General features: G+C 45.7%; 16 protein-coding genes. 12 read left to right on the forward strand and 4 right to left on the reverse strand.

Translation table 11 applies throughout. The features are described from left to right. Nucleotides 1-15 precede the first annotated feature (15 nt). From VEA_RS15525 to VEA_RS15540, 4 genes are all read left to right on the forward strand, one after another. Complete coding sequence (locus VEA_RS15525; RefSeq protein ID WP_012842245.1) at nucleotides 16-2,340, forward strand: FdhF/YdeP family oxidoreductase; 2,325 nt, start codon at nucleotides 16-18, stop codon at nucleotides 2,338-2,340. Nucleotides 2,341-2,637: 297 nt separating this feature from the next. Beyond that, entirely contained in the window at nucleotides 2,638-3,114 is a 477-nt protein-coding gene (locus VEA_RS15530) for a DM13 domain-containing protein (protein ID WP_041853065.1), read from the forward strand. Nucleotides 3,115-3,255: 141 nt separating this feature from the next. Then, complete coding sequence (locus VEA_RS15535; RefSeq protein ID WP_012842247.1) at nucleotides 3,256-4,056, forward strand: PhzF family phenazine biosynthesis protein; 801 nt, start codon at nucleotides 3,256-3,258, stop codon at nucleotides 4,054-4,056. Nucleotides 4,057-4,200: 144 nt separating this feature from the next. Continuing rightward, complete coding sequence (locus VEA_RS15540) at nucleotides 4,201-4,896, forward strand: aspartate/glutamate racemase family protein (protein WP_012842248.1); 696 nt, start codon at nucleotides 4,201-4,203, stop codon at nucleotides 4,894-4,896. 76 nt (nucleotides 4,897-4,972) lie between these two features. On the opposite strand, the gene VEA_RS15545 is transcribed toward VEA_RS15540, so the two are convergent. After that, entirely contained in the window at nucleotides 4,973-6,676 is a 1,704-nt protein-coding gene (locus VEA_RS15545) for an FAD-dependent oxidoreductase (protein ID WP_012842249.1), read from the reverse strand. 71 nt (nucleotides 6,677-6,747) lie between these two features. Continuing rightward, nucleotides 6,748-6,933 carry a YgaP family membrane protein gene (locus VEA_RS15550; protein ID WP_012842250.1) on the reverse strand — a complete coding sequence of 62 codons (186 nt, stop codon included), beginning with the start codon at nucleotides 6,931-6,933 and terminating at the stop codon, nucleotides 6,748-6,750. Between the two features lie 178 nt (nucleotides 6,934-7,111). Between VEA_RS15550 and VEA_RS15555 the strand changes: the two genes are divergently transcribed. From VEA_RS15555 to VEA_RS15575, 5 genes are read left to right on the forward strand one after another with little or no spacing between them, the layout of a single operon-like run. Beyond that, the gene (locus VEA_RS15555) at nucleotides 7,112-7,420 is read left to right on the forward strand and encodes an ArsR/SmtB family transcription factor (protein WP_012842251.1); all 309 of its coding nucleotides are present in this window, start codon (nucleotides 7,112-7,114) and stop codon (nucleotides 7,418-7,420) included. 28 nt (nucleotides 7,421-7,448) lie between these two features. Continuing rightward, nucleotides 7,449-7,868, forward strand: coding sequence for a YeeE/YedE family protein (locus tag VEA_RS15560; RefSeq protein ID WP_005394547.1), 420 nt, complete (start codon nucleotides 7,449-7,451; stop codon nucleotides 7,866-7,868). 10 nt (nucleotides 7,869-7,878) lie between these two features. After that, the gene (locus VEA_RS15565; RefSeq protein WP_012842252.1) at nucleotides 7,879-8,337 is read left to right on the forward strand and encodes a YeeE/YedE family protein; all 459 of its coding nucleotides are present in this window, start codon (nucleotides 7,879-7,881) and stop codon (nucleotides 8,335-8,337) included. Between the two features lie 28 nt (nucleotides 8,338-8,365). Further along, nucleotides 8,366-11,674 carry an efflux RND transporter permease subunit gene (locus VEA_RS15570; protein WP_012842253.1) on the forward strand — a complete coding sequence of 1,103 codons (3,309 nt, stop codon included), beginning with the start codon at nucleotides 8,366-8,368 and terminating at the stop codon, nucleotides 11,672-11,674. After that, complete coding sequence (locus VEA_RS15575; RefSeq protein WP_012842254.1) at nucleotides 11,671-12,726, forward strand: efflux RND transporter periplasmic adaptor subunit; 1,056 nt, start codon at nucleotides 11,671-11,673, stop codon at nucleotides 12,724-12,726. The genes VEA_RS15570 and VEA_RS15575 overlap by 4 nt, the downstream gene beginning before the upstream one ends. Before the next feature lie 91 nt (nucleotides 12,727-12,817). Here the strand turns inward: VEA_RS15575 and VEA_RS15580 are convergent, their stop codons facing one another. Further along, the gene (locus VEA_RS15580; RefSeq protein WP_012842255.1) at nucleotides 12,818-13,684 is read right to left on the reverse strand and encodes an endonuclease/exonuclease/phosphatase family protein; all 867 of its coding nucleotides are present in this window, start codon (nucleotides 13,682-13,684) and stop codon (nucleotides 12,818-12,820) included. A gap of 309 nt (nucleotides 13,685-13,993) precedes the next feature. On the opposite strand from VEA_RS15580, the gene nrdD reads away from it, so the two are divergent. Beyond that, on the forward strand, nucleotides 13,994-16,114 hold the full coding sequence (nrdD, locus tag VEA_RS15585; RefSeq protein WP_005394532.1) for an anaerobic ribonucleoside-triphosphate reductase: 2,121 nt from the start codon (nucleotides 13,994-13,996) through the stop codon (nucleotides 16,112-16,114). An 84-nt stretch (nucleotides 16,115-16,198) separates the two neighbouring features. Then, complete coding sequence (gene nrdG, locus VEA_RS15590) at nucleotides 16,199-16,669, forward strand: anaerobic ribonucleoside-triphosphate reductase-activating protein (RefSeq protein ID WP_005394529.1); 471 nt, start codon at nucleotides 16,199-16,201, stop codon at nucleotides 16,667-16,669. Nucleotides 16,670-16,753: 84 nt separating this feature from the next. Here the strand turns inward: nrdG and VEA_RS15595 are convergent, their stop codons facing one another. Next, nucleotides 16,754-18,139 carry an MATE family efflux transporter gene (locus VEA_RS15595; protein WP_012842256.1) on the reverse strand — a complete coding sequence of 462 codons (1,386 nt, stop codon included), beginning with the start codon at nucleotides 18,137-18,139 and terminating at the stop codon, nucleotides 16,754-16,756. Between the two features lie 120 nt (nucleotides 18,140-18,259). On the opposite strand from VEA_RS15595, the gene VEA_RS15600 reads away from it, so the two are divergent. Beyond that, entirely contained in the window at nucleotides 18,260-19,117 is an 858-nt protein-coding gene (locus VEA_RS15600; RefSeq protein ID WP_012842257.1) for an AraC family transcriptional regulator, read from the forward strand. Nucleotides 19,118-19,223: the final 106 nt, after the last annotated feature.

Genomic DNA, 19,223 nt, shown 5'->3' on the forward strand with positions numbered 1-19,223 from the left:
GCGAGGAGTAAAGTCGTGAGCCAAAAAGAACAAATAAAAGCATACAAAGGTCCAGCTGGTGGTTGGGGGGCATTGAAAGCCGTAACCAGAAGTTGGTGGGGCAGTGAAAATGCAGTGAAGAACATTCGCACTATGCTCAAAACCAACCAAAATGGCGGTTTCGACTGCCCGGGATGTGCATGGGGTGAGTCGCCAGATAGTGGTAAAGTCAATTTCTGTGAGAATGGCGCGAAAGCGGTAAACTGGGAGGCGACCAATCGTCTGGTTGATCCTGAGTTTTTTGCCAATCACAGCGTTTCATCTCTCTCAACGCAAACTGATTACTGGTTGGAATACCAAGGCCGTATCACGCGCCCAATGCGATACGATGCTGAATCCGATCACTATGTGCCAGTCTCTTGGGATGAGGCTTTTTCTCTTGTGGCTAAACATCTCAACCAATTGGATTCACCACACCAAGCTGAGTTTTATACCTCTGGCCGTGCAAGCAACGAAGCGGCGTTTTTATATCAGCTATTTGTACGCGCATTCGGTACCAACAACTTCCCAGATTGTTCCAACATGTGTCACGAAGCCAGTGCAATCGGGATGAAAGACACCATTGGCGTTGGTAAGGGCACGGTGATCTTTGATGATTTTGAAGAAGCTGATGCGATTTTCGTGATTGGTCAAAACCCGGGCACTAACCACCCACGAATGCTTGAACCTCTGCGCGAAGCGGTAAAACGCGGTGCACAGGTTATCTGTCTAAACCCGCTGAAAGAGCGCGGATTAGAGCGTTTCCAAAACCCACAAATGCCGATTGAGATGTTGAGCAACGGCTCAGAGCCAACAAACACAGCGTACCTGCGTCCTGCTTTAGGTGGAGACATGGCAGTGTTTCGTGGCATCGCGAAGTTCTTGCTGCAATGGGAACGCGAGGCATTGCAAAACGGCGGCAAAGCGGTATTTGACCGTGAATTCATCAAGCAGCACACGATAGGTATAGATGAGTATTTGGCTGAAGTGGACGCAACCGCTTGGGAACACATCACGGAACAATCGGGTCTTGATTTAAGTGAAATCGAGATGGTGGCGAGCATGTATCGACGTGCAGAACGTGTGATCATGTGTTGGGCAATGGGGTTGACTCAGCATCGTCACTCTGTGCCAACCATTAAAGAAGTCGCAAACGTGCAAATGTTACGAGGTAACGTTGGTAAGCCGGGCGCGGGTCTTTCACCTGTGCGAGGTCACAGTAACGTTCAGGGCGACCGTACGATGGGCATTGATGAAAAACCTTCAGATCTGTTGTTGGATCGCATTGAAAGTCGATTTAACTTTGCCGTCCCGCGTGGTGAAGGCCACAACACTGTGCAAGCCATTAAAGCGATGGAAGAAGGGCAAGCGAAAGTATTTATCGGTTTGGGCGGTAACTTTGCACAAGCAACGCCAGACACAGAACGTACGCACAACGCGATGCGAAACTGTAATTTAACCGTACACATTTCGACGAAGTTAAATCGTTCTCACCTTGTCACAGGTAAAGATGCGCTTATTCTTCCATGCTTAGGTCGTACCGAGATTGATCAGCAAGCGACTGGCTCACAAGGCGTGACGGTTGAAGATACCTTCAGCATGGTGCACATCTCATTTGGTCAGCTAAAACCGCGTTCGGAGCATTTGCGTTCAGAACCAGCGATTATTGCCGGTATTGCCAATGCTACACTTGGGGCTAAACCAATTGATTGGCTGTGGGCAATTGAAGATTACGACCGTATTCGCGATTTGATTGCCGATACCATTCCGGGCTTTACCGACTTTAACCATAAGCTTAAACACCCGGGTGGATTCCACTTGGTAAACCCAGCAGCCGAGCGTCGATGGAATACACCAAGCGGCAAAGCACAGTTCAGCTCTAGCGAGTTGCCGAAGCAGTTGATCAGCGAAGCGATACTCGAAAAAGGCCAAAAGCCAGATTTGATTTTGCAAACCATGCGCTCACACGACCAATACAATACGACACTTTACGGCTTGAATGACCGTTATCGTGGAGTATTTGGCATGCGCGAAGTGCTGTTCATCAATGACGCGGATATTCGTAAACTCGGATTTGAACCGGGCGATAAAGTAGACATGGTGTCATTGTGGGAAGATGGCGTTGAGCGGCGTGTGAGCGGATTTACGCTTGTTGCCTATGACGTACCAGCAGGTCAGGCGGCGGCTTACTATCCAGAAACGAACCCATTGGTTCCTTTAGATAGTTATGGGGATAGAACGTTTACGCCAACCTCTAAGTTTATTGCGATCAAATTGGAAAAATCGACATCCGATAAGATCGCTTTGGTGGAAGCAGAATAGTTCCCAAACCAGCACAACGACATTCCAGATAAGCAAACGGCTGATATCAATTATCAGCCGTTTTTAATTGCTCATTTTGCCTTTAGATCATTTCGTCGAAGGCGCTTAGGGGGCTGAATTTAAATAGTTATTTTCGTTAATAACGGGGTTATTGGATAGCACTCTAAAAGGCAGCAATTAAGGCGCATTGGTCCAGCTTGTGTATAATATTAATGAAATTAGGCTATTAGACGTATAACCTGACGGATGTCTGTATTTGAGCCGAAATCTAAGCTGATGAAACTAACAAGAAGATAGATGACCTTGAAAAGTATAATTAAATTAACGTTAAGCCACTTAGTGGCTGTTGCGATTGGTATTGCGATAGGTATCTATACTTTACCGATTCTTATTGCACCGCCTGCGCCGACCGATGAGCAAGTTTCTGAGAGCATGCAAGGTGCAGAATACAGTGCAGTTGTCACGAGGGACCTCAAAGATAGCGACGCTTTTCATTGGGGAGAAGGTGAAATTCATTTGAGTTCCCAAGCTATTACGCTGGTAGGAAAACTCGCTCCCGGGCCTGACTATAAACTCTATTTATCTCCTAAATTTGTCGAGACTGAACAAGCGTTTAATGACCTTAAATCTGAGATGAGCTTGGTTGGTGATGTCAAAACATTCAATAACTTCGTTGTTGAGGTTCCTCAAGGGATTTCCATTTCTGAATACAATACTGTTGTTGTTTGGTGTGAAACATTCGGTGAGTTCATTACTTCGGCAAAATACCAATAAATCCCATTAGGAGAAAAAGTGGTTTCTTCTTAGTTAATAAAGGTTTACTACTCAAATAACTGGTGCAATACATTACGTGGTACAAATGCACTAAGTGCTGCTAATGGTTCTACAGTGGTTGATAGAACTTAAGGATATTTTGTGGAAGTTAAAATTTTTCAGGTCGACTCGTTTACATCAGATGTGTTCAAAGGCAATCCTGCAGGTGTGTGTATCACAGAATCAAGCCTTGATGAGGAAGTGATGTTGGCCATAGCGGCAGAGATGTCACTATCTGAAACCGCGTTTCTGTCATTAAACACAATGCAACTTCGTTGGTTTACACCTGAAACGGAAGTCGCTTTGTGTGGACATGGCACATTGGCCACGGCGCACGTGCTGAGAGAGCAAGGGTTATATAATACTGGTGATACCATTGATTTTGCTACGCTATCCGGCGTTTTAACTGCACAACTTGATCATGACGACATTCATTTGGTGTTTCCTGCCCCTCTTTTAGATATGCGAGCAAGTATTAACACAGATTTGCTTCACGGCTTAGGGCTCGATGTGGCTGATGTAATCGCTTATGGTCAGTTTGATAATAAGCAGTTGATCGTCATCAATGATGAGTCTTTGATAGAGCAACTCGAACCTGATTTTAGTGCGTTACTTAAACAAAAAGGTCGTGGAGTTGTTATCACTGCTCAATCAAGCACTGACGCTGATTTTGTCTCTCGTTACTTTGCCCCTTGGGTGGGTGTTGATGAGGACCCAGTAACAGGTTCTGCTCATTGCGCTTTATGTGTTTACTGGGCCAAAGAGCTCGGTAAAGCGCAATTAAAAGGCTTCCAAGCATCCAAGAGAAGTGGAGTTGTTTATACAGAACTATTGAGTCCGGAATACGTTAAGCTTTCTGGAAGTGCGGTAACAATGTTGCGAGGAGATATGAGAATTGCGTAGTCGTCCTTTTTGGTTCTCGTTTTTCTGATTGCAGGTTTATCCAGTTCTCACTAGTGACAAAGCTAGAAGGCTGTCTATTCACATGGTTGATTTTGTTTGTAAAAACACCCCTGCCATGGTGGTGTATAACGATTGGAGAGTTATATGAAAACTATCGGTCTTCTAGGCGGCATGAGTTGGGAGTCGACGCTTAGTTATTACAAATTGATCAACGAAGGAGTCAAAGAGGCGTTAGGCGGCCTAAATTCCGCAAAAATTTGTATGTATAGCGTGAATTTTTCAGAGATAGAGAAACTTCAACACCAAGGTAAATGGGAAGAAACGGCAAGTATTCTATCTGATGCTGCATCTTCAATAGAAAAAGGGGGCGCTGATTTTATTCTTATTTGTACGAACACAATGCACAAAGTTGCTCCTCAAATTGAAGCCAGCATTAATATCCCCATACTACATATCGCAGACGCGACTGCTGAGTTACTTCGTGAGAAAGGGGTTCAAAAGGTCGGACTCCTAGGTACTCAATTCACAATGGAGCAAGACTTTTACAAAGGACGGCTTTCCGACCTCTATGGGCTGGATGTCATAACTCCTGCTCAAGATGATCGCTCTATAGTGCATAACATTATTTATAAAGAGTTATGCCAAGGTGAAATCAAAGAGGAATCGAGAACGATATACCTGCAAATCATTGAAAAACTAAAAGAGCAGGGAGCTGAAGCTGTGATTCTCGGGTGCACTGAAATTGCCTTACTTGTAAACCAAAGTCACACCGATGTTACGCTACTTGATACCACTTCTATCCATGCTCAAGCGGCAGTCCGTTTGGCGATAGAAGGTTAATGAGTTAGATTTGAGTCCATGTAAATAAACAAAAGAGAAAACCAATCTCTCGGTTTTCTCTGTTTTTATTATCCCGTTATAAGCGCGAGAATTTGAGTGTTCTGTATCCACCAATCAAGTTACGAGCTTTGTAACCATTGTTGACCAGTTGACGGTATGCCACGTTACCGCGCAAGCCTACTTGACAGTAAATCACAATCTCTTTGTCTTTTGGTAGTTCACCCATACGATGGCGTAGCTGATCAACCGGAATGTTGATTGCCCCTTCAAGATAACCAACAGACTCCAATTCACCCGGGTTACGGACGTCGAGGAGAATTTGATCTTCAGTCAGGTTGTCGATTTCATCGTAATGGATCGCCGCTGCGTCACCTTTGATGATGTTATTTGCCACAAACGCCGCTTGGTTGATCACATCTTTTGCACTGCCGTAAGGTGGCGCGTAAGTCAGTTCAAGATGCTGCAGTTGTTCAACCGTCATGCCAGCACGTTGTGCAACAGCCATAACGTCAATACGTTTGTCGATACCGTCTTTACCAACTGCTTGAGCACCTAAAATCTTGCCTGATTTTGGATCGAACAACATTTTGAACGACACCACTTCTGCACCAGGGTAGTAGCTCGCGTGGCTTGCGGTATGCACGTACACTTTGTCGTATTCAATACCAGCGCATTTCAATTGTTTCTCATTTTTACCTGTTGAAGCCACAGCAAGGCCAAAGATTTTACAAATCGCTGTCCCTTGTGTGCCTTGGTAAGTTTCTTTGCGGCCTAGCATATTGTCTGCTGCCATACGACCTTGACGGTTTGCCGGGCCTGCAAGTGGCACTAGAGTTTGCTCGCCAGTCACGAAGTCTTTCTCTTCTATCGCGTCGCCGACAGCGTAGATCGAAGGATCGCTGGTTTGCATGTATTCGTTCGTGTAAATACCGCCTAGCGCGCCAATTTGAAGGCCAGCTTCTTGCGCCAGTTTTGTCTCAGGACGTACACCGATTGCCATGATCAGAATATCGGTAGTGAGTTTTTCACCGTTGTTTAGTGTTAACTCCAATTCACCTTCTAAGTGTTGGTGTTTATCACTCTCACCAGAGTCGAAACTTGCAACGTGCTCGTTAGGTACGAATTTCACCGACTCAAGCGCGACGCCAAGTTTTAGGTCGACACCTTTATCACGAATCTCTGCATGAACAAAACCTGCCATTTCACGGTCTACTGGCGTCATGACTTGGTCTGCCATTTCGATCAGAGAGGTTTTAATGCCAAGTTGGTGGAAGGCTTCCATCATTTCTAAACCGATGAAACCGCCGCCAACAACCGTCGCATGTTCTGGCTTGTTCATTTGGATCGTTTCGATGATGCGATCCATATCTGGAATGTTACGTAGCGAGTGGGTGAGCGGGTTATCGAGGCCTGGGATTGGTGGAACAATAGGGCCAGCACCTGGGCTAAGCAGTAGGAAGTCGTATGATTCTACGTATTCAGACTCATCCAACAGGTTTTTGATCGTAACGGTTTTGTCCTGTCGGTTAATAGAAACTACTTCATTCATCACGCGAACATCAACGTTAAAACGTGCTAAAAAGCTTTCTGGCGTTTGTAGTAGTAACTTACTGCGTTCTTGGATATCGCCGCCGATGTGATAAGGCAAGCCACAGTTGGCAAATGAAACGAATGGACCACGTTCAAACATGATGATTTCGGCATCTTCGCTCAGACGACGAGCACGCGCCGCCGCAGATGCACCACCTGCAACACCACCGACGATTAAGATCTTAGTCATTTTTAACTCCAAGTTTTAGGGCGAACTGACCTTTCACGAATAGTCAGTGTGAAAGGTCACTACGCTCTAGATTATCTAAAACCAAATTTCTTTAAAAAATAAGCAGCAGGGCAGATTCCCGTGTAAGCACTTTGAATAAGATTAACGCCGATAAACACGGTGAACCAAATGAAGTTACTGTGAACGAACACGGTTAGTATGACCGAGATCAATACCATCGTGCCTGCAAAAATTCGTACTGCATTTTCTAACGTCATAACTCTTCTCCTTCGTACTCTCAAACTGAGAACGCCATCCTTTGATATTCATCACTATAATTATCTAAATTAGAAATGTCTAATGTTAATTTATCTAAATTCATAATTGCTAATTTAGCGTTGACTAAATGTTTTGTTTTAGTAATATCTAATTTAGTTTTTAATGTAGAGGTTAGTCATGAGCTATACAGATATGGATGTAGCAGCAATGAAAGGCAATGCCAATGAAGCTGCTGATCTCCTAAAAGTAATGGCACATCCGGAAAGGCTAATGGTGTTGTGCCAACTGACCCAAGGTGAGGTTGGTGTTGGGGAGCTGCAAAAGAACTCGTTCCTTAGCCAATCCGCCTTTTCACAGCACTTGACGGTGCTTCGCAAACACAAATTGATCAAGGCTCGTAAGGCATCACAGCAAGTGTTTTATTCGTTGTCAGAACCGAGAGTTGAGTCATTAATCAAGGCGCTTCATAGCGTTTTCTGTAACTAATTCGTAGCTAAGATTTTAGAGGTAAATAATGTTAAACGTTATTCCATGGGAATCGTTGTTTGGTGGCATTTTGTTAGGGATCTCCGCCACTATATTGTTGTTGGTTAACGGGAAAATTGCCGGAATCAGTGGAATTATGAATGGCATTATGTCACCGAAAAAAGGCGATTATTCGTGGCGATTGCTTTTTGCGGTTGGAATGATAGCTGGTGGCTTGATTAGCGTTCTGATGTTGGGCGTTGCGGTTCCTAGTACCGCGAACCTTTCTTTAGGGATGGTGATTGCCGCTGGTTTATTGGTAGGAATCGGGACCAGACTGGGTAACGGATGTACTAGCGGACACGGCATTTGTGGCATGGGCCGTTTGTCTAAGCGCTCTATTGTGGCGACCTGTGTATTTATGGCTGTCGCTGGTCTAACGGTATTCGTTCGACTTCACCTAGTTTAAGAGAGATTCCATGAACAAGACTATTTTTCGTTTTTCTGCTCTTTTGAGCGGTGTGTTATTCGGTATGGGCATGGCGGTGTCTGGCATGATCGACCCAGCTAAAGTCATTGGATTTTTAGATATTTCTGGCAGTTGGGATCCAAGTTTGGCTTTTGTGATGGGCGGCGCACTCGCGGTATTCATGCCAAGCTATTTTTTAATCATCAAGCCGAGAAAACAATCAGTTAGCGGTGAAGCGTTTTGCACACCAACCAATAAGAACATCGACGGACGTTTGTTATCTGGTGCGGCGATCTTTGGTTTAGGTTGGGGGTTGGCAGGTATTTGCCCTGGCCCTGCGGTTGCGAGTCTGGCATTAGGCAACGTGAGCATTGTGGTGTTCTTCCTTGCGATGTTACTTGGATCTCTGTTCGCGAAGGCGATCATTACTCACCGTAACGCGAAGAAGGTGAAAACCGCGAACGCGTAAACAATCAATCTGATATGGAGGGGAAAGGATGCCCGACAAACTAAAGCGAAGTTTTGTTCAGTCCGTGATGAACAGCTTTTTCCCTCCGATCATGATTTTACTCGCGCTTATGGTCGGTGCCGCGGCTTTGTGGCTGACCCCGAAAGAGGAAGACCCGCAAATCGTTGTGCCGATGGCGGATATATTGGTTTCGGCTCCCGGACTAAGCGCTTCTCAAGTCGAAAATCAAATCACTGAACCATTAGAAAAGCTTGTTAGCCAAATTGACGGTGTGGAATACGTTTATTCTTCGTCAATGGAAGGTGCTGCGCAAGTCATCGTTCGTTTCTATGTCGGCGAAAACCGCGAAGATGCTCTGGTTAAGCTTTACAACAAACTCTACTCCAACCAAGACAAAGTTCCTCCTTCTGTCACTAACTGGCTTGTGAAGCCTGTTGAAATCGACGATGTACCCATTGTTGTTGCTGCAATTTACTCCACCGCTCCAGACATTCTCGATCGCCATCAACTGAGACGTATTGCAGACCAAGCCACGTTAGGCATTAAATCATTGGATGCCACCAACAAGGTGGAAGTGATTGGCGGTGAGCCGAGAAAAATCCAGATAGAGCTTGATTCCGTTGCGATGGCAAACTTCAAAGTAACCATCGATGACCTCGAACAGGCCATTCAGCTCAGTAATAGCAAAACCCAAGGCAAGAACGTTCGCGTAAACGGGCAAAATTACACATTGGAGTCGGGACGGTTTCTGACCAACGCCGAAGAAGTTGGCGATCTTGTTATCGCGGTGCTCAATGGCAAACCCGTTTACTTGAAAGATGTCGCGCGTATTTACGACGGTGAAGGTGAGGCGACATCCGATACTTGGTATCGCGATAAAAACCACGATGAAGCATACCCAGCGGTGTTCATTTCTGTCGCTAAGCAAAAAGGCTCGAACGCAGTTAACGTCGCTCAGTCTGTTCGGGATAAACTGGCGGAGCTTCAATCCGAGCAGTTTCCTCCACAAGTTCACGTTGCTGTCATTCGTGACTATGGCGAAACGGCGAATGCGAAAGTAAACAACTTGGTATCAAGCCTTGGCATCTCTATTCTAACGGTCGTGGTGTTTGTCGGTTTGTTCTTGAACTGGCGAAGCGCATTGGTGGTTGGTATCGCGATTCCGATTAGCTATGGCGCCGCGCTCGGGATGGACTTGGCATTTGGCTATTCCATCAATCGAGTCACACTCTTTGCATTGATTTTGGCGCTAGGTTTGATCGTGGACGATCCGATCGCCAGTATCGACAACATTGAACGCTACCTCAAACGCAAAAATCTAACACGAACCAACGCGATTGTTCTCGCCATGGCAGAAATTCGTAGCGCCTTGTTAATGTCGACGGTCGCAATCGTGATCGTGTTTACGCCGATGTTTTTTATCACTGGGATGATGGGGCCTTACATGGCGCCACTGGCGTTCAACGTTCCGATCAGCGTTATCTTTAGTACCGTTGTCGCGTTTATGATCACGCCTTGGCTTGCCAAGAAACTACTCAAAGGTGCTGAGGAAAACGGCCACTATGACATCCAATCTTCGCCGATGTATCGTTTGTATCGTGGTGTGTTGATTCCGCTACTTGAAAGCCGCAAGAAAGCATGGCTTTTCCTTGGTTTGGTTGCCTTGTTGTTCGTCTTGGCAGCATTGTTGCCAGCACTTCGCTTAGTTCCACTCAAGTTGCTGCCTTATGACAATAAAAATGAGTTCCAATTGGTATTAAACATGCCAGAGTCTTCAAGCTTTGTGGATACCTCCAACGCGCTGTCGAGCTTTACGGACTATTTAATGACGGTGCCGGAAGTGACAAGTGTGTCGGGCTTTGCAGGCACCGCTTCCCCAATGGATTTCAACGGCATGGTGCGCCACTACTTTATGCGTAGCGAACCATACCAAGGCGAGCTTCGAGTCGTTCTTGCAGAGAAGAATCGCCGCGCAATGCAATCACACGAACTGGTGACACGACTCAGGGCGGATTTAGAGCAGATTGCAGATAATTTTGACGCTGACGTGCAGCTAGTCGAAGTGCCGCCAGGCCCGCCTGTTATCGCCACCATTACGGCAGAAGTTTACGGTGATGAAGCGACATCTTATGAAGATCTGATGATTCAAGCAGAGAAAGTCGCGGATAGGCTTCGCAAAGAACAGTTGGTTTCTGAGGTGGATACCAGCATCCAAGGTGATTTAGAAACGTGGCAGTTCATCGTTGATCAAGAAAAAGCGGCGCTGTCTGGTGTTTCTGTTGCTGATATCAATAACACGCTTATTACCGCCGCGAACGCCAAAGTGCTCGGTTATATCGCCGATCCAAGAGAAGTGGCCCCATTACCTATCGAAGTGCAGCTCCGACGCGAAGACAGAGATAACCTTAATCAACTAGAGCAACTTTATGTGCGAGGCCGTCCGGGCATTGCAAAAGTAGAATCCAATGGGGCGGTTGTGGATGCTCCTCAGCCTATCGTGCAGTTGTCTGAAGTCGGTCATTTTGTGAAACGCGCAGCGGACAAACCGATTTTCCATAAAAACCTCAAGCCTGTTGTGTATGTCTACGCCGAGGTAGTTGGGCGTGTTCCGGGTGAAGTGATTGCCGATGTGATGGCTGACCAAGATACAACTCACGCGGAAGATGTGCATCGTCACTGGCAAGATCGCACGTACTTGAGCAATGGCGCTGGTGTCACTTGGAGCGTGCCAGATTACATCGAAGTGGTTTGGAGTGGTGAGGGGGAATGGAAAATCACAGTGGACGTATTCCGCGATTTAGGCATTGCTTATGGCGCTGCGCTGCTTGGCGTATTTGTGGTGATGTTGATTCAAACTGGTTTACCTGCGGTATCGGGCATCATCATGCTGGCGATACCCCTGACCGTGATTGGGATTATGCCGGGGTTCTGGATTTTGAATGTGTTAAGCAGTGACATCGGTAATTACCCGAACCCAGCGCTGTTCACGGCGACCGCGATGATCGGCATGATTGCGCTAGCAGGGATTGTGGTGCGTAACTCACTCGTTTTGATTGAATTTGTTCAGCAATCGCTGGCTGAAGGTCGTAGTTTACATGATGCGTTGATTGAATCTGGTGTTGTTCGTATGCGGCCAATATTGCTGACCGCGGGTACAACGTTACTGGGTAACGTCGTGATTACGCTAGACCCAATTTTTAACGGTTTGGCTTGGGCAATCATATTCGGTATTACCGCCTCGACCATCTTTACGCTGCTTGTGGTTCCGGTGGTTTATAACCTTGCATACCAAAACACCAAAGGACATGGATTACCTCAGATGGAGGAAGAGCAATGAAATTAGATACCAAATGGTTAGGCGTGATTCTGTTTGCCATACTCGCGCTTCTTTTTCTCTATATGGCTGGTTTTTTTACAGAAAAGTTGCCGACAGAACATGACGCGAAAACCAACCAGATTGATGTAAATAACGCAGAGACACATCAACTGATGTTAACCAGCGAATCGGTTGTTCGAGAGTTTCCGGGCGTCGTCGTTGCAGAGCAGCACGCCGATATCGCTGCACGGTTAACGGCATCGGTGATGGAGGTATTGGTGAAGGTTGGCGATAGAGTGAAGCAAGGAGACGTGTTGGCGCGGCTAGAAAGCGATGATCTCGACGCGCGAGTTCGTCAAAGTGAGCAGGCTTTATCCTCTGCACAAGCGCAGCTCAATACGGCGAGAAAGGAGTTTTCTCGTGTCAGAGCGCTTTTAAACAAAAAACTGATCCCTCAATCGCAATTTGACCAAGCGGAAAGTGCGTTGCAAACCGCGCAAGCCAACTTCAATAAAGCTCAGGCGGCGGTCTCTGAGGCGGAAACGACCTTTGGCTACAGCATTATTACTGCGCCGTTTGATGGCTTGATCACGCAAAAGCCCATCAACAAAGGTGATACTGCGACGCCGGGGGCTTTGCTTTTATCAATGTACAATCCAAACTCGTTGGAAATAGAGGTGAACTTTGCTGAGTCTGTCATGCCTTATGTGACTTACGATAAAGAAGTGGACGTTGTTTTTCCGTCTTACAACCTCAACGCGCAAGCGGCTGTAAAAGAAGTGACGCCGTCGGCAGATGCCAACTCGCGCAGTTATACCGTAAAGCTTCAATTTGAGCCGCTAACGGCTATCTATCCAGGTACATACGCCAAAGTCGCGTTGACCTTGACCGACGATGTTGTACTTCGCGTGCCAAAAGAGGCGGTTTACCAAGTTGGCCAATTGGACTACGTAAAAGTGGTGCAAGACAGCGGTGAGGTAGAAACTCGGCTTATTCAGCTTGGAGAGTTGGGGAGAGTGCGAACGGGGTTGAAGCAGGGGGACGTCGTACTGCTGAATCCAAGATCGCTTTGATAGAACGGTTTCTCTTGTTAACTAGTTAAACGTCTATCTAACAAACAAGAAGATAAAATAGCCCAGCATGATGCTGGGCTATTTTGTTCGTTCAGTTAAGCGTTACCGTTGCGTTTACAGGGCAATGGTCACTCAGTTTGTAATCTAAAACATCTTGTGAGCTAAACAGCGTTTGATGCGCGTTTTTCGCTTTTATTTGCGGGCTAACAATAATGTGATCAATCAAAGAGCGGAATTGGTGTGTTTTTCTTGGGTTCTTATTTGAGCGAACCTTGCAATCCGCTTTGGTATCTCGCGTTACCAATTGTGCATCGTTACCAAGCGTCATGATCGCCCACAGCCAATCACGTTGATACGACAAGTTGTGATTGAAATCGCCCATTACGGCGTACTGCTGCTTTTTCTTTTCTCTCTCGCTCATCCATTTCGCAAGTGCTTCTCCTTGTTGGCTCAGTGTTTGGCAATTGCGGTTGTTTTTGTATGCTCCGCTGCATCCTGCTTTTAGATGCACAGAGAGCAGGTGAAGCTCGTCCTTTTGGTTTGGGTTAACGACGATGTAGCTGGCAAAGCGCAACTTGCTATTACTACGCGTGATTGAGAAGTCTGCTGGGTCAGACACTTCAATGTCTTTACGCACAGCAAAACCGGTGTACTGGTTGGTATCAGAAAACTGAAGGTGCTTATTGTTTGATTGAGCTCGATCAGAGAGATAAATCGCGTAGCCATCGCCTACGGCTTTTTGAACCGCGGCTTTGGAGTCGACCTCCTGAAAGGCGATGATGTCGGCTTGAGTTTTATCCACATATTGGTTGAGTTTGATGAAATCGTCACTGGTTCTCGAAACCTTACCTCCATTTATAGACAGCCATTCTATATTCCAACTGGTTAAGTTGATGGAGTTTTGAGCAAGTGATGTTGAACTAAAAATTAATAAGGCAGTAACAAATAGTGATCGCATATTGGCTTGTTTCACTCCTGGTTTTTAGCGTATTCCTTTCCAACCTTTATCCTATAAGCGCTCTAAAAAAAGCAAGTAGATTTCGTACCAATTTTGCAATTTTCATGGTTTTCTTCGCAACTGAGATCAGTACCAATAAGATCGATTTGTTCTTGTCCGCTAGCCGATCTTTATTGATCAAAATCAATGTTTTCAAGTGGTGCTTTTCGTTAAATACGCCACAATATATTGTGTTAGCAGAATAAAAAATAACCCCATATAGTGTGTTTGTGGATAACTCTGTGAGTATGCTGGGGTAAGGAGAAGAAAGTGAAACCAATCGTAATCAAGCGTGACGGCTCAAGAGCTCCGTTCAACAGGGATCGTATCCAAGCAGCAGTTGAAGCGGCAGCGGAAAACAAAGATAAAGATGTCGCCATTTATGCTCTTAATGTCGCTCTTGCTGTCGAGTTACAGCTAAAAGATCACGATGAAGTTCACATCCATGAGATTCAAGACTTAGTCGAGAATGAACTCATGCAAGGTCCTTACAAAGCCCTAGCACGTTCTTACATTGAATACCGCCATGACCGCGACATCGCGCGTGAAAAGCAAAGTGCACTAACTCGTGAAATCGAAGGTTTGATTGAAGAAAGTAACCTTGATTTGATCAACGAAAACGCGAACAAAGACGGCAAAGTTATCCCAACTCAGCGTGACCTTTTAGCGGGTATCGTGGCGAAGCACTACGCGAAAACGCACATCCTGCCTCGTGATGTGGTTCAAGCACACGAAGTGGGTGACATTCACTACCACGATCTGGATTACGCGCCATTCTTCCCGATGTTTAACTGTATGCTTATCGATTTGAAAGGCATGCTAACGCACGGCTTCAAAATGGGTAATGCAGAAATCGACACGCCTAAATCGATTTCAACTGCGACTGCCGTAACGGCGCAAATTATTGCTCAAGTGGCTAGCCATATTTATGGCGGTACAACTATCAACCGTATTGACGAAGTGTTAGAACCTTACGTCATCACGAGCTATGAAAAGCATTTAGAAATCGCGAAAGAGTGGAACATTGCTGAGCCAGAAGAGTTTGCTAAAGCGCGCACAGAGAAAGAGTGTTACGACGCATTCCAATCTCTGGAATACGAAGTAAACACATTGCACACGGCGAACGGGCAAACCCCATTCGTAACGTTTGGTTTTGGTCTTGGTACAAGCTGGGCGTCTCGTCTTATTCAGCAATCTATTTTGAAAAACCGTATCGCTGGTCTTGGCAAAAACCGTAAAACCGCCGTATTCCCTAAATTGGTGTTCGGTATTAAAGACGGTCTAAACCACAAGGCAGAAGATCCTAACTACGACATTAAGAAGCTTGCACTTGAGTGTGCTTCAAAACGTATGTACCCAGACATTCTTAACTACGACAAAGTCGTGGAAGTAACGGGGTCATTCAAAACACCTATGGGCTGTCGTAGCTTCCTAGGCACTTACGAAGAGGATGGCGAACTTATCCATGAAGGTCGTAACAACCTTGGTGTAGTTAGCTTGAACTTGCCACGTATCGCGCTTCGCGCAAAAGGCAGCGAAGCGAAGTTCTATGAACTGCTTGATGATCGTCTACGTCTTGCTCGTAAAGCACTAGAAACGCGTATTTCTCGTCTAGAGAACGTAAAAGCGCGCGTTGCCCCAATTCTATATATGGAAGGTGCATGTGGTGTGCGCTTGAAAGCGGACGATTCGATTGCAGAAATCTTCAAAAACGGCCGTGCATCAATTTCTCTAGGCTACATTGGCGTGCATGAAACTATCAACGCGTTGTTTGGTACTGAAGCGCACGTTTACGATGATGCCGTATTGCGTGAAAAAGCGGTCGCGATCATCAAACATCTAAAAGATGCGGTGAATCAATGGGCTGACGAAACTGGCTATGGCTTTAGCTTGTACGCAACACCAAGTGAAAACCTATGCAGTCGTTTCTGCCGCATCGACACCAAAGAGTTTGGTTTGATTGAAGGCGTAACAGACAAAGGTTACTACACCAACAGTTTCCACTTGGATGTTGAGAAGAAGGTTAACCCTTACGACAAGATCGACTTCGAGATGCCTTACCCAGAAATCTCAAGCGGTGGCTTCATCTGTTACGGTGAGTTCCCGAACATGCAACGTAACGTAGAAGCGCTAGAAAACGTGTGGGACTACAGTTACACCCGCGTTCCTTACTACGGAACCAACACTCCGATTGATGAGTGTTATGAATGTGGTTACACCGGTGAGTTTGAATGTACAAGCAAAGGCTTTACTTGCCCAAGTTGTGGCAACCACGATTCAACCAAAGTATCGGTGACACGTCGCGTATGTGGTTACTTGGGCAGCCCAGATGCACGTCCGTTTAACTTCGGCAAACAAGAAGAAGTTAAACGTCGAGTGAAACACCTATAAGGTTAATTACCACTCGATTCAACACTTTGAAAATCAACCTGCTTTAGGTTGATTTTCTTTTTCGCGATAACAAAGAGACTCATTATGAACTACCACCAATATTATCCAATTGACGTTGTTAACGGACCGGGTACGCGCTGCACATTGTTTGTGTCGGGGTGCGTACATCAGTGTCGTGGCTGTTATAACCAGTCGACGCAACGCTTGGATTCGGGTGTGTTGTTCACGCAAGAAGCGGAAGACAAAATCATCAATGACTTGAATGACACGCGCATTAAACGTCGAGGTTTGTCGTTGTCGGGCGGAGATCCGCTTCATCCTGCTAATGTGCCTCATATTTTAAAGATCGTGAAAAGGGTGAGAGAAGAGTGTCCCGGTAAAGACATCTGGGTTTGGACAGGCTACACGCTGGCTGAACTGGATGACGCGCAAAGAGAAGTGGTGCAATACATCGATGTTTTGATTGATGGTAAGTTTGAACAAGACAAGAAAGATCTCAATCTCGAATGGCGTGGCAGTTCAAACCAAATCATTCATCGCTTTACGGATATTTAATCAAGCATTATCCAAACATAAAAAGGGCTCACACGTGCATAACGGGTGAGCCCTTTTGGTGTGAGTTCGTCAGTGCATTTGCAGTTACGCTGTCACTGTTTGGTCATCTTCGACCATATTGTTTATCCAACGTTTAGATTGGATACGATAAGTCGTCAGTACGCCTTTCACAAATTCTTCAGCTAGCAAAGACATCAAGACAAAATGCAAAGGCAACCCGAGTACCATACCAGTGTAATAGGTAAGGGGAATACCAATAGCCCACTGACCGAACGTATCAATAAAAATGCTGTAGCGAATATCTGCGCCACTCTTTAGTACGCCGCCAATCCCTACCATGTTAAACACTCTCAAAATCATACCCAGCGCCATGACTAAGCATACGTTAAGTGCCATTTCTGCATCGGTTAATGGGCTTAGTACCAATAGATGATGAATCAAAGGCGAGCTCAACCACACTAGGAAAAACAGTAAGGTGGCTAAGATTGCGCTGGTTAACACATACCACCATGCCGTTTTCTCGACCCGATCATAATGTTTTGCGCCAATATCATTACCAAGAAGAACGGATGCAGCGACCGCAAATCCCATAAAGGTTGAAATCAGTACACCTTCAATTGGCGATAAGAATGAGATGATCGCAAGTTCTGAAACGCCCAATTGACCATAGATGATGCTGTAAACGATCAGTCCACCAGTCCAGAGCGCATCGTGGACCAGCATGGGTAGAGAAACCTTAAAGTATTTTTGACGATACTGCTTTAAACGGCCTTGCGCCCAATCGAACTTGGTCGGAATAAGGTATGCGTAGCGTTTACAGAAAAAGTAAATCAACACTGCCGTTTGGAAAAATCGAGAAACAAAGCTGCCAACGGCTGCACCAAATACGCCCCATTGAGGGAAGCCGAATAAACCGAAAATCAAAACATAATTAAGCACGATATTCACGACAATAGCCGAGACACTGACGTTGGTTGCCAGTTTGGTTTGGCCTACGGAGCGCAATACCGCTTCAATAGGTACCACTATGGCCGTTGCAATAAGACTAAAGCCCGTAACCACAAGATAATCACGTGCATAAGTGACGTATTCAGGATCGTCTGACATGAAAGAGACGATCTCTTTATCAAAAATCGCATAAAGAAAAATAAACGGCAGCGTCACTAAAATGGAAATAAACCAAGATTGCGCCAATGTTCTGCGGATTCCTGCCAGGTTCCCTGAGCCGTAATATTGAGAAGCCAGCACCGTTACTGCACCGCAAAGACCGAAAATGACTGCAAGGTTAAAGAAAAAAATGCGATTTCCGACACCGACTGCAGCCGTTGCGGATTCGCCGAGTTGGCTCACCATGAAAATATCCACGACGCCGAGTAACGCAAAAAGCATGGATTGAAGTGAAACAGGAAGGCCAATCGCAATCAGCTTTTGCCAAAATGCTTTATCGATGTATTCGCGTGTTAAGAGCATCGCATTTCTCCTTAAAGATTAATGCGAGTAGTTTATCCCTATGATTTGGCGGTGTATTTTTCAAAGGCATCCAAAACCTTTGTAAAACTCTCCACTAGTGTATATGTGAGCCAATAAATCATGGAAGATAAACAAGAACGCTACGCGATTTCAGAAAAAACCTATCAAGAGTTTATTGATCACAGTCGAGTACTGGCATTGGAGGAGAGAGGCATTGTGCAGTGCGGAATTGCAACCTGTCGTGACTTCTTCTCTGTTTATCGTAAAAACCAAAAAAAACACATGCTGCTTTACACCGTGCGCGGTAAAGGTTGGTTAGAAAGTGGGGCGTGTCGATATGATTTGGAGCCTGGCTCGTTGATCACGGTGCCTGCAGGTGTTGAAAACGGTTTTGGTATGGAAGAGGAACCCTGGCAGATCGCATGGCTTTTTCTTATTCCTGATAGAGCATGGCCAATGATAGAGAGTAATATTAGTTACCAGCTCACATCTGCACCTGAGGTGATGTATGCGTGTATCCAAACGTTGTTACGCAGTATTAATCTTCCTATTGATTATGGTGGTGCGGTTGGTGCACATAGCGTGGCTCAGTTAGAGCTGATGTTAAACATGCCGCCCTCAGAGTCGATATCACGCAGCCAATTGAGGCTTCGGCGCGTATTCGATCTTGTCCAGCGTCAGCTCCATAAGGATTGGAGTGTCGAGCAAGTGGCAGCTTTATATCCATGTTCGGAGCCACATTTGCACCGTCTGACTCAAAAGCAGTTCGGTCGAAGCCCGATGGCACATTTAACACGTATGCGCATGGAATACGCTGCTAGGTTACTTCGTTCAACAGAATGGCCGATTCAACATATTGGAGAGATAGTCGGATATCCAACTAGTGCCAACTTTAGTACACGTTTTAAAGCGTGGTCGAGCATGACGCCAAGAGAATTTAGGAAAAACGGAAGAGTGGATTGGTATATTGAGGAGTGAATCGTTCTTTTTATAACCGATAGAGCGCACAAAACTTATCGTAACCCAGAATTTTGTTCTCTAATTGATGAAATAAGTGAAAAATCATTTCGCCATTTTTTGCGAT

The sequence above is a fragment of the Vibrio antiquarius genome (assembly GCF_000024825.1).
Lineage (GTDB): Bacteria > Pseudomonadota > Gammaproteobacteria > Enterobacterales > Vibrionaceae > Vibrio > Vibrio diabolicus.

What these genes read in the sequence shown, in the direction of transcription:
- VEA_RS15595 (WP_012842256.1), bottom strand. Translation starts at nt 18,139, where the DNA reads ATGCTCTTAACACGCGAATACATCGATAAAGCATTTTGGCAAAAGCTG.
- VEA_RS15550 (WP_012842250.1), bottom strand. Translation starts at nt 6,933, where the DNA reads ATGACGTTAGAAAATGCAGTACGAATTTTTGCAGGCACGATGGTATTG.
- VEA_RS15560 (WP_005394547.1), top strand. Translation starts at nt 7,449, where the DNA reads ATGTTAAACGTTATTCCATGGGAATCGTTGTTTGGTGGCATTTTGTTA.
- VEA_RS15575 (WP_012842254.1), top strand. Translation starts at nt 11,671, where the DNA reads ATGAAATTAGATACCAAATGGTTAGGCGTGATTCTGTTTGCCATACTC.
- VEA_RS15565 (WP_012842252.1), top strand. Translation starts at nt 7,879, where the DNA reads ATGAACAAGACTATTTTTCGTTTTTCTGCTCTTTTGAGCGGTGTGTTA.
- VEA_RS15555 (WP_012842251.1), top strand. Translation starts at nt 7,112, where the DNA reads ATGAGCTATACAGATATGGATGTAGCAGCAATGAAAGGCAATGCCAAT.
- VEA_RS15600 (WP_012842257.1), top strand. Translation starts at nt 18,260, where the DNA reads ATGGAAGATAAACAAGAACGCTACGCGATTTCAGAAAAAACCTATCAA.
- VEA_RS15530 (WP_041853065.1), top strand. Translation starts at nt 2,638, where the DNA reads ATGACCTTGAAAAGTATAATTAAATTAACGTTAAGCCACTTAGTGGCT.
- VEA_RS15545 (WP_012842249.1), bottom strand. Translation starts at nt 6,676, where the DNA reads ATGACTAAGATCTTAATCGTCGGTGGTGTTGCAGGTGGTGCATCTGCG.
- VEA_RS15570 (WP_012842253.1), top strand. Translation starts at nt 8,366, where the DNA reads ATGCCCGACAAACTAAAGCGAAGTTTTGTTCAGTCCGTGATGAACAGC.
- VEA_RS15540 (WP_012842248.1), top strand. Translation starts at nt 4,201, where the DNA reads ATGAAAACTATCGGTCTTCTAGGCGGCATGAGTTGGGAGTCGACGCTT.
- nrdG (WP_005394529.1), top strand. Translation starts at nt 16,199, where the DNA reads ATGAACTACCACCAATATTATCCAATTGACGTTGTTAACGGACCGGGT.
- VEA_RS15580 (WP_012842255.1), bottom strand. Translation starts at nt 13,684, where the DNA reads ATGCGATCACTATTTGTTACTGCCTTATTAATTTTTAGTTCAACATCA.